Raw genomic sequence first — 15,453 nt, 5'->3', positions numbered from 1 at the left:
AGTGCCGATGAAAGCAGCGGTGATACAGATGGTCAGCCAGGACGATGTGATGGCCAACCTGCAGCGGGCCGGTGTATTGCTCGAGCAAGCCGCTGCCGCCGGCGCGCGGCTCGCGGTGCTGCCGGAAAACTTCGCTGCCATGGGCCGGCGCGATGCCGCTGCGATCGGCCTGGCCGAGGCGCGTGGCGAAGGGCCGATCCTGCCATGGTTGAAACGCACCGCTCGCGCCCTCAAGTTATGGATAGTTGCCGGCACCTTGCCGTTGCCCCCGCTCGGCCAGCCGGACGCCAAGGCGCGTGCCTGTTCGCTGCTGATCGACGAGCACGGTGAGGTGGTCGCACGCTACGACAAGCTGCACCTGTTCGATGTCGATGTGTCCGACAACCGCGGTCGTTACCGTGAGTCGGATGACTATGCCCACGGCAGCCAGGTGGTGGTGGCCGACACGCCGCTGGGCAAGGTAGGCCTGTCGGTCTGTTATGACCTGCGCTTCCCTGAGCTGTACAGTGCACTGAGGGCGGCCGGCGCGGAGCTGATCACGGCCCCCGCAGCATTTACTGCGGTGACCGGTGCGGCGCATTGGGAGGTACTGATTCGCGCCCGGGCCATCGAAACGCAATGCTATCTGTTGGCGGCGGCCCAGGGCGGAATCCACCCCGGCCCCCGCGAAACCCACGGTCAGGCGGCGATCGTCGACCCCTGGGGGCGCATCATCGCCCAGCAGGCTCGCGGTGAAGCGGTGCTGCTGGCCGAGCGCGACATAGATCAACAAGCGTCCATCCGGGCGCGGATGCCGGTGATCACGCACCGGCGCTTTTTCTCGCAGGACGCCTTGCGGCCTGCGCACACCTCGGAGTGACTATGAGCCAGATGTTAACCACCGTCAGCGACCAGCTGCTTGCCCCGGGCGGACTGACCCTGGACAGCCTGCAGGCTGTACTGGGCGAGTTGGCCGGGCCCGGCATCGATGCTGCCGATCTGTACTTCCAGGGCCAGATTTCTGAAACCTGGGCGCTGGAAGACGGCATCGTCAAAGAAGGCAGCTTCAACCTCGACCAAGGCGTTGGCGTGCGCGCCCTGTCTGGTGAGAAAACCGGCTTCGCCTACAGCAATGCGATCAACCTCGAAGCCCTCACCTCGGCCGCGCGCGCCGCCCGGTCGATCTCGCGTGCCGGCCAGAACGGCACGGTGCAGGCGTTTCGCAGCCAGGATCTGACCCAGCTGTACACCCCGAACAACCCGCTGGATGTGCTCAGCCGTGCCGACAAGGTCGAACTGCTCAAGCGTGTCGACGTCGCCACGCGGGCGCTTGACCCGCGCATCCAGCAGGTCAGCGTGAGCATGGCCGGGGTCTGGGAGCGGATTCTGGTGGCCGCTGCCGATGGCGGCCTGGCTGCCGACGTGCGCCCGCTGGTGCGCTTCAATGTCAGTGTGATCGTCGAGAAGGACGGCCGCCGGGAACGTGGCGGGCAGGGCGGTGGTGGGCGGACCGACTACCGCTTCTTCACCGAGGAGCGGGTCATGGGCTACGCCCGTGAAGCCCTGCGCCAGGCGCTGGTCAACCTCGAAGCCAAGCCGGCGCCGGCCGGCACCTTGCCAGTGGTGCTTGGCCCGGGCTGGTCCGGCGTGCTTCTGCACGAGGCGGTCGGCCATGGCCTGGAAGGCGATTTCAACCGCAAGGGCAGTTCCGCCTACAGCGGGCAGATCGGCCAGAAGGTTGCCTCCAGCCTGTGCACCATCGTCGATGACGGCACTCTGCAGGATCGTCGCGGCTCGCTCAGCGTCGACGATGAAGGGACGCCAACCGAGTGCACCACGCTGATCGAGAACGGCATCCTCAAAGGCTACATGCAGGACAAGCTCAACGCGCGCCTGATGGGCATGGCAGTGACCGGTAACGGCCGCCGCGAATCCTATGCGCACCTGCCGATGCCGCGTATGACCAACACCTACATGCGCGCAGGCGAGAGCGATCCCGAAGAGATCATCGCTTCGGTCAAGAAGGGTATCTACTGCGCCAACCTGGGCGGTGGCCAGGTCGATATCACCAGCGGCAAGTTCGTCTTCTCCACCAGTGAGGCGTATCTGATCGAAGACGGCAAGATCACCGCGCCGGTCAAGGGTGCGACGTTGATTGGCAATGGGCCGGAGGCGATGAGCCGGGTATCGATGGTCGGTAACGACCTGGCGCTGGACAGCGGCGTCGGTACCTGTGGCAAGGATGGTCAGTCGGTGCCGGTGGGCGTTGGCCAGCCGACCCTGAAGCTGGATGCGATCACCGTCGGCGGTACCGGCGGATGAGCGTAGTGCGCAGCAAGCGCGCCTCCACCGGGGTGGGGGCGGGCTTGCCGCGCACGAGGCATTACCTAGCGCAGGCCGCGCTGAGCTTCGTCAAGTTCGCGGATGTACTTGAACACCTTGCGCGCAGCAGCCGGCGGCTTGTCCCGGGCTTTTTCGTGCTGGGCATGGCGGATCAACGAGCGCAGTTGCTGACGGTCGGTTTCAGGGTATTCCTGAACAAACCGCTCAAGGTCCTCGTCGTTGCCGTCGACCAGCCGATCGCGCCAGCGCTCAAGGCCGTGAAAGCGTTCGTTGTACTGGCGGGTAGAGCTGTCGAGTTGCTCGATCACCGCAAGAATTGCGTCGGTGTCCTGGTCGCGCATCAGCTTGCCGACAAACGACATATGGCGTTTGCGGGCGATGTGCGCGGTGTGCTTGCTGGCATCGGCCAAGGCCTTGCGCAGCGGGTCGGTCAAGGGCAGGCGTGCCAGGGTGTCAGGCTTGAGCGTCGTCAGGCGCTCGCCGAGTTCAACCAGTGCATGTAGCTCACGCTTGATCTGGGTTTTGCTTTTTTCGCCATCGAAGGCGTCGTCGTATGAATCAACCATGGTGGCCGTCCGCTAGAAATCGCCGCCATGATAACCAGTCGGGGGCCAATTGTCCGGCCCGGTCGTAGAATGACCCTAGCCGTAAGCAGAATTTGAGTGGAGAAGACCATGAGTGCAGTCCAGAGCATAGGCCCGAAGGACCTGCCGGCCTTGCAGGAGCAAGTCGAGGCGATCGTTGCCGAAGCGCGCCGCCAGGGTGCCAGCGCCTGCGAGGTGGCGGTGTCGCTGGAGCAGGGTTTGTCGACCACGGTGCGTCAGCGCGAGGTCGAGACGGTCGAGTTCAACCGTGACCAGGGCTTTGGCATCACCCTCTATGTCGGCCAGCGCAAGGGCTCGGCGAGTACCTCGGCCAGCGGCCCGGAGGCCATTCGCGAAACCGTTGCTGCAGCCCTGGCGATTGCCAAGCACACCTCGGAAGACGAATGCGCCGGGCTGGCCGATGCCGCCCTGATGGCCCGCGATATCCCTGAGCTTGACCTGTACCACGATTGGGACATCAGCCCCGAGCAGGCCATCGAGCAGGCACTGGCCTGTGAGGCCGCTGCTTTTGATGCCGATCCGCGGATCAAGAATGCCGACGGCACTACCCTCAACACCCATCAGGGCTGCCGTGTTTACGGCAACAGCCATGGCTTTATCGGCGGCTATGCCTCGACCCGGCACAGCCTCAGTTGCGTGATGATTGCCGAAGCCGACGGGCAGATGCAGCGCGACTACTGGTATGACGTCAACCGCCAGGGCGATCTGCTGGCCGACCCGCGCAGTATTGGCCTGCATGCAGCGCAACGTGCTGCAAGCCGCCTGGGTGCGCGCCCGGTGCCGACCTGCGAAGTGCCGGTGCTGTTCTCTGCCGAGCTTGCCGGTGGCCTGTTCGGCAGCTTTCTTGGGGCGATCTCGGGCGGCAACCTGTACCGCAAGTCGTCGTTCCTCGAAGGCTCGCTGGGGCAACGCCTGTTCCCCAGCTGGCTGACCCTGGATGAACGCCCGCACCTGCCGCGGGCACTGGGCAGCGCGGGGTTCGACGGTGATGGCCTGGCCACCTACGCCAAGCCGTTCGTCGAAAACGGCGAGCTGGTGTCGTACCTGCTCGGTACCTATTCGGGGCGCAAGCTGGGCTTGCCAAGCACCGCCAACTCGGGGGGCGTGCACAACCTGTTCGTCACCCATGGCGTCGAAGATCAAGCTGCATTGATTCGGCGCATGGGCCGTGGCCTGTTGGTCACCGAGCTTATGGGCCATGGTCTGAACATGGTCACGGGTGATTACTCGCGTGGCGCAGCGGGCTACTGGGTCGAAAACGGCGAGATTCAGTTCGCTGTGCAGGAAGTAACCATTGCCGGCAACATGAAAGACATGTTCCAGCAGATTGTGGCGATTGGCAGCGATCTGGAAACCCGCAGCAATATCCACAGCGGCTCTGTGCTGATCGAGCGCATGACGGTCGCGGGCAGCTAAAACCCTCCGTTGTCCCAGTTGCACATCCCGGACCCGGCCATCGCGCCGGGTCTTTTGTTTTTGCTTTCGGGGTTGAAGTGATTCTATTTATCACTTAATAATGAATATCATTACACCGCCCAGCAGTGATGATATTCATGAATACCGTACTCCATGAGTTGCCCTACCTGGAAAACTGGCGTTGGCTGAGCCGGCGCATTCGCTGCGCGCTCGACCCCGACGAGCCGCGACTGATCGAGCATTACCTGGCCGAAGGTCGCTACCTGGTGTGCTGCACCGCGACCTCGCCATGGACCGTCGCCCTGACTTCCCTGCGCCTGCTGCTGGATACCGCCAGCGACCGCATGCTGCCCTGGCACTGGCGCGCGCAGTGCCTGGACCAGGCCTGGCGGCCGTTGCTGGACCTGCGCAGCCTCGATCGCCTCGAGCAGAACCAGCGCTGGCAGCCCTATGCCATGCAGCTCGCCAATTGCGTGCTGCTGCCTTCGATTTCCCCCGACGAACTGTTGCAAGGAATTGACCATGAGTAATACCCGTATCGAGCGTGACAGCATGGGTGAACTGCAGGTGCCGGCCCAGGCCCTGTATGGCGCTCAGACGCAGCGCGCGGTCGATAACTTCCCGATCAGCGGCCAGCGCATGCCGGTGCAGTTCATCCGTGCACTGTTGCTGGCCAAGGCGGCAGCGGCCAACGCCAACGTCGAACTCGAGCAGATCTCGCCGGCGCAGGGCCAGGCCATCGTCCAGGCGGTCGAGCAGTTGCTGGCCGAGGATTTCATTCAGCACTTCCCGGTCGACGTTTATCAGACGGGTTCTGGTACCAGCTCGAACATGAACGCCAACGAGGTGATTGCCACCTTGGCCAGCCGCGTCCAGGGCGAGCCAGTCAACGCTAATGACCACGTCAACTGTGGCCAGAGCAGCAACGACATCATCCCCACTACCATCCATGTCAGCGCTGCGCTGGCCATGCACGAGCAGTTGCTGCCGGCGCTGCGCCACCTGGTGCAGGTGATCGATGCCAAGGCCGTCGAGGTGCATCACCACGTCAAGACCGGCCGCACTCACCTGATGGATGCCATGCCGGTGCGCATGAGCCAGGTATTGGCTGGCTGGGCGGCACAGATCCGCGCTGCCTTGAGCCATCTTGAAGCGACCCTGCCGAGCCTGCAGGCGCTGGCCCAAGGCGGCACTGCGGTAGGTACCGGGATCAACGCTCACCCGCAGTTCGCCGCCGGTTTCGCCCGCCAGCTGAGCGGCCTGACCGCGATCGAATTCACTCCCGGTGACAACCTGTTTGCCCTGATCGGTTCGCAGGACACTGCCGTGGCGCTGTCTGGCCAGCTGAAAACCACCGCCGTTGCCCTGACCAAGATCGCCAACGACCTGCGCTGGATGAACTCCGGCCCGCTGGCGGGCCTGGGCGAGATCGAACTGCAGGCCCTGCAGCCTGGCTCTTCGATAATGCCGGGCAAGGTTAACCCGGTGATTCCCGAGGCGACCGCCATGGTGGCTGCACAAGTCATCGGCAATGACGCCACCATCGCCGTGGCCGGGCAGTCGGGCAACTTCGAACTCAACGTGATGCTGCCGGTAATCGCTCGCAACCTGCTGGAGAGCATCGAGCTGATGGCCAACGCCAGCCGCTTGCTGGCCGACAAGGCCATCGCGACCTTCAAGGTCAATGAAAGCAAGCTCAAGGAAGCCCTGGCGCGCAACCCGATTCTGGTCACCGCGCTGAACCCGATCATCGGCTACCTGAAGGCCGCCGAGATCGCCAAGACCGCCTACAAGCAAGGCCGGCCGATCATCGACGTGGCGTTGGAGCACACCGACCTCTCGCGTGACCAGCTTGAAGCCTTGCTTGACCCGGAAAAACTCACCGCTGGCGGTATCTGACCGTCCAGGAGGCACGTCATGCAGCACTGGAAACGCACCACCGATCACGCCAACCGGCTGTTTGCCCAAGGCGACTGGGTCGACGCTCGGGAGCATTACCTGCAAGCGCTGGCCCTGGCCCAGGTGCTGCTCGAGCGCTGGCATGACGTTGACGAGGCGGTTGCCGCACTGGTAATCGCCCATCACAACCTGGCCGATCTGCACCTGCGCCTGAACCAACCCCACGAAAGCGCGGATTACCTCTGCGCTGCCCACCAGCGCCTGCTGCAGGCCAGCCACGAGCCACGACTGCCGCAGCCGCTACGCGAGGCGGCACTGCGCCACAGCGCACGTACCTACACCGAGCTGCTCAATTTCATTGCCGAGTACGGCCAGTACCCGCGCACCGCGCGCTTGCTCAACCGCCAGGCTGGCGTGGCGAGCGAGCTGATTGCTGCGCCGGAAGTTGCACCTCACTCACTTAATTACGGAATCCACTGATATGCCGCATACCTTGCCTGCACTGCCGTACGCCTACGATGCGCTGGAGCCGCACATCGACGCCCAGACCATGGAAATCCACCACAGCAAGCATCACCAGACCTACATCAACAACCTCAACGCGGCCATCGAGGGCACCGAGTGGGCTGAGTGGCCGGTGGAAAAACTGGTTGGCGCGGTCAAGCAATTGCCTGAAAAGTTGCAGGCAGCGGTGATCAACCAGGGCGGTGGCCACGCCAACCACACCTTGTTCTGGACTGTTATGGCGCCCAATGGCGGCGGCGTGCCGCAAGGCGAGGTGGCCAAGGCCATCGAGCAGCAATTAGGTGGCTTTGATGCTTTCAAGGAGGCTTTCACCAAGGCTGCGCTGAGCCGCTTCGGCAGTGGCTGGGCCTGGCTCAGCGTGACCCCGACCAAGCAACTGGTGGTCGAGAGCAGCGGCAACCAGGACAGCCCGCTGATGCACGGCAACACGCCGATCCTCGGGCTGGACGTGTGGGAGCACGCCTATTACCTGAAGTACCAGAACCGCCGGCCTGAATACATTGGCGCGTTCTACAACGTGGTCGATTGGGCCGAAGTGGAACGCCGCTATCAGCAAGCCTTGAAGTGAGCCTAACCGGTATGCGCTCGCAGGTGATGTCTGTCAGCAGTGTGCGCCTGTTTCGTCTGGCGCTGGGGACTTTGCTGTTGCTGGTCGGGACTGCGCTGTTAGTGGCACGCGGGATCGATTGGCTGGGCCTGGAGCCGCGCATACTGCGGGCTCTGGAGGGCGGTGCACTGTGCGCTCTGGGCACTGCGCTGGGCGCGGTGCCGGTGTTGGTGATCCGCAATATGCCGGTAGCGGTGGCTGACACCTTGCTCGGTTTCGGCGCTGGAGTGATGCTGGCAGCGACTGCGTTCTCGCTGATCATGCCGGGCCTGACCGCTGCACAGGCGATCGGTTTCAGCCCATGGGGCGCCGGTGGGCTGATCAGTTTCGGCCTGCTGTTAGGCGCGCTTTGCCTGTTTCTGGTCGACTTCAAGGTCTCGGGTGCTTCACCCGAAGCCTTGGTCGGTAACGGCAATCAGCCGGTTATCGCAGCGCGGATCTGGCTGTTCGTGATTGCCATCATTGCCCATAACATTCCTGAAGGGATGGCCATTGGCGTATCGGCCGGTGGCGGCATGCCGGACGCCGACAGCCTGGCCATGGGCATCGCCCTGCAGGATGTGCCGGAAGGTCTGGTGATCGCATTGGTGCTGGCCGGAGCGGGGATGTCGCGTTTCAAGGCTTTCTTGATCGGCGCGGCCTCGGGCCTGGTCGAGCCGCTGGCAGCAGTGATCTGCGCATGGCTAGTGAATGTTGCCGAACTGCTGCTACCGCTGGGCCTGGCCTGCGCGGCGGGAGCGATGTTGCTGGTGGTGACGCAGGAGATCATTCCGGAATCACGCAGCAACGGCAACTATCGCCTGGCAAGCCTGGGGCTGTGCGTGGGCTTCTGCCTGATGATGGTGATGGACACGGCCATGTCGTGACCGCTTGCTGGTCCAGCGCTGCGGCAGCGCTGGGCCTGGCAGCGGCGGGGCGTTATTCGCCTTCGTCGAAGTAGTTGTTGATCAAATCCACCACGGCCTGGAGTGCCTCGTCTTCCTGCTCGCCCTCGGTGAACAGGTGCACCTGAGTGCCCTTGCCCGCTGCGAGCATCATCACCGCCATGATGCTTTTGCCATCGACCAGCTTGTCTGGCGCCCGGCCGACCCTCACCTGGCAAGGAAAGCGCCCGGCCACGCCGACGAACTTGGCGGCCGCTCGGGCGTGCAGGCCCAGCTTGTTGATGATGGTAATTTCGCGGGCGGGCATGTTCGGGTAAATCCTGTGGGCTAGAGGTCGCGGTGGCGGACTTGGACGTTTTTCAAGGATTGCTGCAGAACCTGGCCGAGGCGCTCGGTCAGGTACACCGAGCGATGGTGGCCGCCGGTGCAGCCGATGGCGATGGTGACATAGGCACGGTTGCTGGCGGCGAAGCGCGGCAGCCATTTGAGCAGATAGCTGGAGATATCCTGGAACATCTCTTCGACATCCGGCTGCGCAGCCAGGTAATCGATGACCGGCTGATCCAGGCCTGAGTGTTCGCGGATTTCCGGCTTCCAGTACGGGTTGGGCAGGCAGCGCACGTCGAACACCAGGTCGGCGTCTACCGGCATGCCCCGCTTGAAGCCAAACGACTCAACCAGAAACGCCGTACCCGGCTCGGGTTGGTTGAGCAGGCGCAGCTTGATCGAATCGCGTAGCTGGTAGAGGTTGAGGTTGGTGGTATCGATCTTCAGGTCGGCAAGGTCGGCAATCGGCCCGAGCATATCGCTCTCTACCCGAATGGCTTCGGCCAGCGAGCGATTGGCGTTGGTCAGTGGGTGACGCCGGCGCGTTTCGGAGAAGCGCTTGAGCAGGGTGTCTTCGTCGGCGTCCAGGTACAGCACATCGCACTGGATGTGCCGTGCGCGGGCATCCTCGAGCAGCTCGGGGAAGCGTGACAGATGGCCTGGCAGGTTGCGCGCATCAATCGAGACGGCAACCTTGGGCTGCATCAGCTCGGTATTGATCAACGTGTTTTCAGCCAGCTGCGGCAGCAACCCGGCGGGCAGGTTGTCGATGCAGTAGAAGCCATTGTCTTCCAGCACGGCAAGTGCAGTGCTCTTGCCGGAGCCAGAGCGGCCGCTGACGATGATCAGGCGCATGCTCAGCTCCCGTTTTGCACGTCCAGGACGACCTGGTACAAGGCCTCGTTGTTGCTCGCAGCGCGCAGACGCTTACGCACGTCTTCGCGATCGAGCATGCTGGCAATCTGGCGCAACAGCTCAAGGTGAGCATCGGTGGCAGCTTCGGGCACCAGCAGGACGAACAGCAGGTCCACCGGGGCGCCATCGATGGCATCGAAGTCGATTGGATGATCCAGGTGGAGCAGGGCGCTGACCGGATTGGCGCAGCCCTTGAGGCGGCAGTGCGGAATGGCGATGCCATTGCCAAACCCGGTGGAGCCCAGTTTTTCGCGGGCGATCAGCTTCTCGAAGACTTCTTGCTGGTCGAGCTCGCTGACTTCGCTGGCTACGACCTTGGCGATTTCTTCGAGGGCGCGTTTCTTACTGCTGACGCCCGGCACGTTCACCAAGGAACGGCCGGGGGTCAGAATGGTTTCAAGTCGGATCATGGATGAGGGGGATCAGCGAGCAGCTGCACCTTGCAGGAGACTTTGCTGTTTTTCCTTGTGTTTTTTCAGTTGGCGGTCGAGCTTGTCAGCCAAATTGTCGATGGCTGCATACATGTCTAGATCTTCGGCATTGGCAACCACTTCGCCGCCCGGAATCTGCAGAGTCGCTTCGATCTTCTGCTGCAGTTTCTCGACTTTCATGATCACCGTGACGTTGGTGATCTTGTCAAAGTGCCCTGCGAGTCTCTTCAGCTTCTGCTCGACGTAGTCGCGCAGTGGTGGGGTTACTTCTACATGGTGTCCACTGATGTTGACTTGCATACAGCTTCTCCTTTGTTGCCCGTGCATAAAGAGGCAGGTCTTGCACCTGCCACAAAAACGCTGTGGCACATCCTGGGGCTACATCAGTCGCTTGCGTTCACTCGACGGTGCTATGCCGAGCGACTCGCGGTACTTGGCGACGGTGCGACGGGCTACCTGGATGCCTTGTGCCTCCAGTAAACCAGCGATCTTGCTGTCACTCAATGGCTTTTTCTGATTTTCCGCTGCAACCAGTTTCTTGATGATCGCGCGGATCGCCGTGGACGAGCATTCACCGCCTTCGGAGGTGCTGACGTGGCTCGAGAAAAAGTATTTCAACTCAAAGATGCCACGCGGAGTGTGCATGTACTTCTGGGTGGTGACGCGGGATATGGTCGACTCATGCATGCCCACTGCTTCGGCGATGTCATGCAGCACCAACGGTTTCATCGCCTCGTCGCCGTACTCGAGAAAATCGCGCTGGTGCTCGACGATCTGCGTGGCGACCTTCATCAAGGTCTCGTTGCGGCTCTGCAGGCTCTTGATGAACCAGCGCGCTTCCTGCAACTGGTTGCGCATGAAGGTGTTGTCGGCGCTGGTATCGGCGCGGCGGACAAAGCCTGCATATTGCGGGTTGACCCGCAGGCGCGGCATGGCTTCCTGGTTCAGCTCGACCAGCCAGCGGTCGGTGTCCTTGCGCACGATCACGTCAGGCACCACGTACTCCGGCTCGCTCGACTCGATCTGCGAGCCAGGCCGCGGATTGAGGCTCTGCACCAGCTCGATGACCTGCCGCAGTTCGTCTTCCTTGAGCTTCATACGGCGCATCAGCTGGCTGTAGTCGCGGCTGCCGAGCATATCGATGAAGTCGCTGACCAGGCGCTTGGCCTCGGTCAACCAAGGCGTATTGGCCGGCAACTGACGCAGCTGCAGCAGCAGGCACTCGCCCAGGTTGCGTGCGGCAACGCCGGCGGGTTCGAACTGTTGAATACGGTGCAGCACGGCCTCGACTTCATCGAGCTCGATGTCGAGCTCCGGGTCAAAGCCTGCGCAGATTTCTTCGAGGGTGTCTTCCAGATAGCCTTGCTGGTTGATGCTGTCGATCAGCGTTACTGCAATCAGGCGATCGGTATCGGACATCGGCGCCAGGTTCAGCTGCCACAGCAGGTGGCTTTGCAGGCTCTCGCCGGCAGAGGTGCGGGTGGTGAAGTCCCACTCGTCATCGTCGTTGCTGGGCAGGCTGCTGGCGCTGGTCTGGTAGACATCTTCCCAGGCTGTGTCGACCGGCAGTTCGTTGGGAATGCGCTCGTTCCAGTCGCCTTCTTCAAGGTTCTGACTGGCGGCGCTGCCTTCCTGCAGGCTGCCATCCTGAAAACCGCTGTCCTGGAAGCTGTTGTCCAGGTTTTCGGCGCTTGGCTTGCTTTCGGCACTGTCGGCCAGCGGGTCGCTGTTGTCGAAGTCTTCGCCGTCTTCCTGGCGTTCGAGCATCGGGTTGGATTCCAGCGCTTCCTGAATTTCCTGTTGGAGGTCCAGGGTCGAGAGCTGAAGCAGACGAATGGCCTGTTGCAACTGCGGGGTCATCGTCAGTTGCTGGCCCATTTTTAGGACGAGCGATGGTTTCATAGCTTGGGCTTAATACCTTGTCCGCCGGCGCATCTGCGCCATCCACTACACGAAGGGCGCCGCGGCGCCAATTTCAAGCAAGTTATATGCCTTAATTTGTAGCGTTTGCCTAGAGCACTGTAACACTTAAGCTGTTTTAGCTTGCTGCTGCCAGTGCCCAGGCAAGGGCCTCAGAGCCGGAACTCGTGGCCCAGGTAGACTTCCTTGACCAGATCGTTAGCCAGAATGGTCTCGGCATCGCCTTCGGCGATCAGTTGACCATCGTTGACGATGTAGGCTGTCTCACAGATATCCAGCGTCTCGCGGACGTTGTGGTCGGTGATCAACACACCGATGCCCTTGGCCTTGAGGTGATGAATGATCTGCTTGATGTCACCTACCGAGATCGGGTCGACGCCAGCGAACGGTTCATCCAGCAGGATGAACTTGGGTGCGGTGGCCAGGGCGCGGGCAATCTCGACACGGCGGCGTTCGCCACCGGAAAGGCTCATGCCGAGGTTGTCGCGGATGTGGCTGATATGGAATTCCTGCAGCAGGCTTTCCAGCTCCTTGCGACGGCCGTCACGGTCGAGTTCCTTGCGCGTTTCGAGGATCGCCATGATGTTGTCGGCAACCGACAGCTTGCGGAAGATCGACGCTTCCTGCGGCAGGTAGCCAATCCCGGCACGGGCGCGGCCGTGCATGGGTTGGTGGCTGACGTCATTGTTGTCGATCAGCACGCGGCCCTGATCGGCCTGAACCAGGCCTACGATCATGTAGAAGCAGGTGGTCTTGCCGGCACCGTTGGGGCCGAGCAAGCCGACGATCTGGCCGCTGTCGATCGACAGGCTGACGTCGCGAACCACCTGGCGGCCCTTGTAGCTCTTGGCCAGATGCTGGGCTTTGAGAGTCGCCATTTACTCGGCCTTCTTCTTCGGCTGGATCACCATGTCGATGCGCGGACGCTTGGTCGTGGCGGCGCCACCGGCATTGCCTGCGGTTGCCACCTGGGACTTGGTGTTGTAGACGATCTTCTCGCCTTCGGTGGTGTTGCTTTCATTCTCGACCTTGGCGCGGTCGGTCAGAATCACCGTGTCTTTTTGCGCCTGGTATTGAATCGTCACGGCCCAGCCTTTCATCTTGTCGGGCTTGGCGGCGTCCTGCTGTTGCTCGAAGTAGGCCAGGTTGCCCACCGAAGTCACCACGTCGATGTCGCCATTGGCGGCACGGGTCATGGTCACGGTGTTGCCTTTGATCATCATCGAACCTTGGGTGATGATCACGTCGCCGCGGTAGGTAGCTACGCCTTGTTTGTCATCCAGGTGAGCGTCGTCGGCCTGGATACGAATTGGCTGGTCACGATCGTTCGGCAGGGCCAAGGCGCTCGCGCTTCCCAGTGCTGCGCTCAGGCTGAGCAAAAAAGGGAGGGTTTTAACGAGCCTCATACTGTCCTCTTACGTTGGACAGCAGGTCCATCCTGCCGTCTTTCAAATACGCTTTCATGCCAACGCCGGTGGTGGTGCCGCCGGCGCCGTCGATTCTAACGGCTTGCTCGGTCTGCGCATATTGCTTCTGCGGGAACACCGTCATGCGCGTGCTGGTAATGATGGTTTCGCGTTGTTTTTCGTCGGTGCGAGCAACCCGTACCTTGTCGATCAGCTCGACCTCGGTGCCATCCGGGTTGACCTCCGCACGCACGCTCTGGACATGCCAGGGATACGCGGTGCCGCGATACATGTGCAGGTCTGGCGTGGTCAGCAGTGTGACTTCGCTGGCCTTGAGGTGCTCGACCTTGTCGGCGGTCATTTCATATTGCATCTTGCCGTCAGGCAAGAACTGCACGCTGTGGGCATTGATCGCATAGTAGTCGATGGCGCTTTCGTCGACCTGCGCCTGTGGCTTGTCGAGGAAGCTCTCGGGGCTGACGTTCCAGTAGCCGACCGCTACCAGCAGGGCAGCGATCAGCCCCAGCAGCGCGATGTTTTTAGCTTTTTTGCTGAACATGTGCGGCCTTACAGGTAGTTGGCGTTGGCAGCGTCCAGGGTACCCTGGGCCTGCATGATCAGTTCACAGAACTCGCGGGCAGCACCTTCGCCGCCGCGGGCCTGGGTTACCCCGTGGGCGTTCTGGCGGACGAACACGGCAGCGTTGGCTACGGCCATGCCCAGGCCGACCCGGCGAATCACCGGCAGGTCGGGCAGGTCGTCGCCCAGGTAGGCGACCTGCTCATAGCTTAGGCCCAGTTCAGCGAGCAGGCCGTCCAGAACCACCAGTTTATCCTCGCGGCCCTGAAACAGGTGCGGGATGCCGAGGTTCTCCGCCCGACGCTCGACCACCGGGGTCTTGCGCCCGCTGATGATTGCCGTGGTCACACCCGAGGCCATGAGCATCTTGATGCCCTGGCCGTCGAGGGTGTTGAAGGTCTTGAATTCGCTGCCGTCTTCAAGGAAGTACAGGCGGCCGTCGGTGAGCACACCGTCGACGTCGAAAACGGCCAGCTTGATGGCTTTGCCGCGTTGCAGGATGTCTTCGCTCATGGCATCTCCGTTCATCACATGACTCCGGCGCGGAGCAGGTCGTGCATGTTCAGCGCGCCGGTCGGGCGATCGTGCTGATCGACCACGACGAGGGCGCCGATCTTGTGGTCTTCCATGATCTTCAAGGCTTCAGCGGCGAGCATCTCGGCGCGGGCAGTCTTGCCGTGCACGGTCATCACCTCATCGATCAGGGTGGTGTGTACATCGATATTGCGGTCCAGGCTGCGGCGCAGGTCGCCGTCAGTGAACACGCCAGCCAGGGTACCGTCGTTTTCCAGCACGACGGTCATGCCCAAACCTTTACGGGACATTTCCAGCAGCGCTTCCTTGAGCAGGGTGCCACGTTGCACCTGCGGCAGCTCGTCGCCCGAGTGCATGACGTTTTCGACCTTGAGCAGCAAACGTCGGCCAAGGGCGCCGCCGGGGTGCGAGAAGGCGAAATCCTCGGCCGAGAAGCCGCGGGCCTCAAGCAGGGCGATCGCCAGGGCATCGCCGAGCACCAACGCTGCGGTGGTCGAGGAAGTTGGTGCCAGGTTCAGCGGGCAGGCTTCCTGCGCCACGCGCGCATCGAGGTTGGCCTCGGCCGCTTGCGCCAGTTGTGAATCGGGATTGCCGGTGAGGCTGATCAGCTGAATGCCAAGGCGCTTGATCAATGGCAGCAGGGTAACGATCTCGGCAGTGCTGCCGGAGTTGGACAGCGCCAGGATCACGTCATCACGGGTGATCATGCCCATGTCACCGTGGCTGGCTTCGGCCGGATGGACAAAAAATGACGGCGTACCGGTACTGGCCAAGGTCGCCGCGATCTTGTTGCCGATATGCCCGGACTTGCCCATGCCAACCACGACCACACGGCCTTTGCTGGCCAGAATCAGTTCGCAGGCCTTGACGAAATTGTCGTCGATACGCGGCAACAGGCCCTCAACAGCCTCGAGTTCCAGGCGCAAAGTGCGCTGGGCAGATTGGATCAGCTCGCTGGATTGGCTCATGTCGAAAAGCAATGCCTGATGAAAAGGCGCCGATTATAGCCGCAATGTGCGAAAGGCTCATCACTGGATTGTCTTAAGCCTGCCGCGGCCGCCTGTCATTCGCCTGAATGACGCT

General features: G+C 62.1%; 19 protein-coding genes. 8 read left to right on the top strand and 11 right to left on the bottom strand.

The annotated features are described in order from the left end of the window. Positions 1–7 precede the first annotated feature (7 nt). Together FW789_RS09720 and tldD are read left to right on the top strand one after the other, a co-directional pair. Positions 8–859, top strand: a complete 852-nt coding sequence (locus tag FW789_RS09720) for a carbon-nitrogen hydrolase family protein (protein WP_446431378.1) — start codon at positions 8–10, stop codon at positions 857–859. A gap of 2 nt (positions 860–861) precedes the next feature. Next, complete coding sequence (tldD, locus tag FW789_RS09715; protein ID WP_446431377.1) at positions 862–2,301, top strand: metalloprotease TldD; 1,440 nt, start codon at positions 862–864, stop codon at positions 2,299–2,301. Between the two features lie 65 nt (positions 2,302–2,366). Here tldD and yjgA read toward each other — a convergent pair whose 3' ends face one another. Beyond that, positions 2,367–2,888, bottom strand: a complete 522-nt coding sequence (gene yjgA / locus FW789_RS09710) for a ribosome biogenesis factor YjgA (protein WP_101316835.1) — start codon at positions 2,886–2,888, stop codon at positions 2,367–2,369. Positions 2,889–2,996: 108 nt separating this feature from the next. Here yjgA and pmbA point away from each other — a divergent pair, with 108 nt between their 5' ends. The 6 genes from pmbA to FW789_RS09680 all read left to right on the top strand — a co-directional run bounded on the left by pmbA (position 2,997) and on the right by FW789_RS09680 (position 8,240). Next, the gene (pmbA, locus tag FW789_RS09705; RefSeq protein ID WP_103436173.1) at positions 2,997–4,343 is read left to right on the top strand and encodes a metalloprotease PmbA; all 1,347 of its coding nucleotides are present in this window, start codon (positions 2,997–2,999) and stop codon (positions 4,341–4,343) included. A gap of 128 nt (positions 4,344–4,471) precedes the next feature. Then, the gene (locus FW789_RS09700; protein ID WP_178080747.1) at positions 4,472–4,873 is read left to right on the top strand and encodes a FagA protein; all 402 of its coding nucleotides are present in this window, start codon (positions 4,472–4,474) and stop codon (positions 4,871–4,873) included. Further along, the gene (locus FW789_RS09695) at positions 4,866–6,242 is read left to right on the top strand and encodes a class II fumarate hydratase (protein ID WP_446431376.1); all 1,377 of its coding nucleotides are present in this window, start codon (positions 4,866–4,868) and stop codon (positions 6,240–6,242) included. Before FW789_RS09700 ends, FW789_RS09695 begins: the two co-directional genes overlap by 8 nt. 18 nt (positions 6,243–6,260) lie before the next feature. Next, on the top strand, positions 6,261–6,722 hold the full coding sequence (locus FW789_RS09690) for a DUF2753 family protein (RefSeq protein WP_186697492.1): 462 nt from the start codon (positions 6,261–6,263) through the stop codon (positions 6,720–6,722). 1 nt (position 6,723) lies between these two features. Further along, positions 6,724–7,335, top strand: a complete 612-nt coding sequence (locus tag FW789_RS09685) for a superoxide dismutase (RefSeq protein ID WP_186697494.1) — start codon at positions 6,724–6,726, stop codon at positions 7,333–7,335. 11 nt (positions 7,336–7,346) lie between these two features. After that, a complete protein-coding gene (locus FW789_RS09680; protein ID WP_186697873.1) occupies positions 7,347–8,240 on the top strand; it encodes a ZIP family metal transporter in 894 nt (297 codons plus the stop codon). A gap of 52 nt (positions 8,241–8,292) precedes the next feature. Here the strand turns inward: FW789_RS09680 and FW789_RS09675 are convergent, their stop codons facing one another. The 10 genes from FW789_RS09675 to FW789_RS09630 all read right to left on the bottom strand — a co-directional run bounded on the left by FW789_RS09675 (position 8,293) and on the right by FW789_RS09630 (position 15,338). Then, positions 8,293–8,565, bottom strand: a complete 273-nt coding sequence (locus FW789_RS09675) for an HPr family phosphocarrier protein (protein WP_101316850.1) — start codon at positions 8,563–8,565, stop codon at positions 8,293–8,295. Between the two features lie 20 nt (positions 8,566–8,585). Further along, positions 8,586–9,440 (bottom strand): RNase adapter RapZ, encoded by an 855-nt coding sequence (gene rapZ / locus FW789_RS09670; protein WP_411563742.1) that lies wholly within the window; start codon positions 9,438–9,440, stop codon positions 8,586–8,588. 2 nt (positions 9,441–9,442) lie between these two features. Further along, the gene (ptsN, locus tag FW789_RS09665) at positions 9,443–9,910 is read right to left on the bottom strand and encodes a PTS IIA-like nitrogen regulatory protein PtsN (RefSeq protein ID WP_103436178.1); all 468 of its coding nucleotides are present in this window, start codon (positions 9,908–9,910) and stop codon (positions 9,443–9,445) included. A 12-nt stretch (positions 9,911–9,922) separates the two neighbouring features. After that, positions 9,923–10,231, bottom strand: a complete 309-nt coding sequence (gene hpf, locus FW789_RS09660) for a ribosome hibernation-promoting factor, HPF/YfiA family (RefSeq protein WP_101316856.1) — start codon at positions 10,229–10,231, stop codon at positions 9,923–9,925. 78 nt (positions 10,232–10,309) lie between these two features. Continuing rightward, a complete protein-coding gene (locus tag FW789_RS09655; RefSeq protein ID WP_411562134.1) occupies positions 10,310–11,833 on the bottom strand; it encodes an RNA polymerase factor sigma-54 in 1,524 nt (507 codons plus the stop codon). A 170-nt stretch (positions 11,834–12,003) separates the two neighbouring features. Next, positions 12,004–12,729 (bottom strand): LPS export ABC transporter ATP-binding protein, encoded by a 726-nt coding sequence (gene lptB, locus FW789_RS09650; protein WP_101316860.1) that lies wholly within the window; start codon positions 12,727–12,729, stop codon positions 12,004–12,006. Next, positions 12,730–13,257 (bottom strand): lipopolysaccharide transport periplasmic protein LptA, encoded by a 528-nt coding sequence (lptA, locus tag FW789_RS09645; protein ID WP_101316862.1) that lies wholly within the window; start codon positions 13,255–13,257, stop codon positions 12,730–12,732. Further along, on the bottom strand, positions 13,244–13,816 hold the full coding sequence (gene lptC, locus FW789_RS09640; protein WP_103436181.1) for an LPS export ABC transporter periplasmic protein LptC: 573 nt from the start codon (positions 13,814–13,816) through the stop codon (positions 13,244–13,246). Before lptC ends, lptA begins: the two co-directional genes overlap by 14 nt. A gap of 8 nt (positions 13,817–13,824) precedes the next feature. Next, the gene (locus tag FW789_RS09635) at positions 13,825–14,349 is read right to left on the bottom strand and encodes a KdsC family phosphatase (protein ID WP_446431375.1); all 525 of its coding nucleotides are present in this window, start codon (positions 14,347–14,349) and stop codon (positions 13,825–13,827) included. A 14-nt stretch (positions 14,350–14,363) separates the two neighbouring features. Then, positions 14,364–15,338 carry a KpsF/GutQ family sugar-phosphate isomerase gene (locus tag FW789_RS09630; protein ID WP_340612962.1) on the bottom strand — a complete coding sequence of 325 codons (975 nt, stop codon included), beginning with the start codon at positions 15,336–15,338 and terminating at the stop codon, positions 14,364–14,366. Between the last annotated feature and the right edge of the window lie 115 nt (positions 15,339–15,453).

The sequence above is a fragment of the Pseudomonas sp. 1121_17 genome, assembly GCF_052850745.1.
This window is presented reverse-complemented; position numbering and strand designations above follow the sequence as displayed.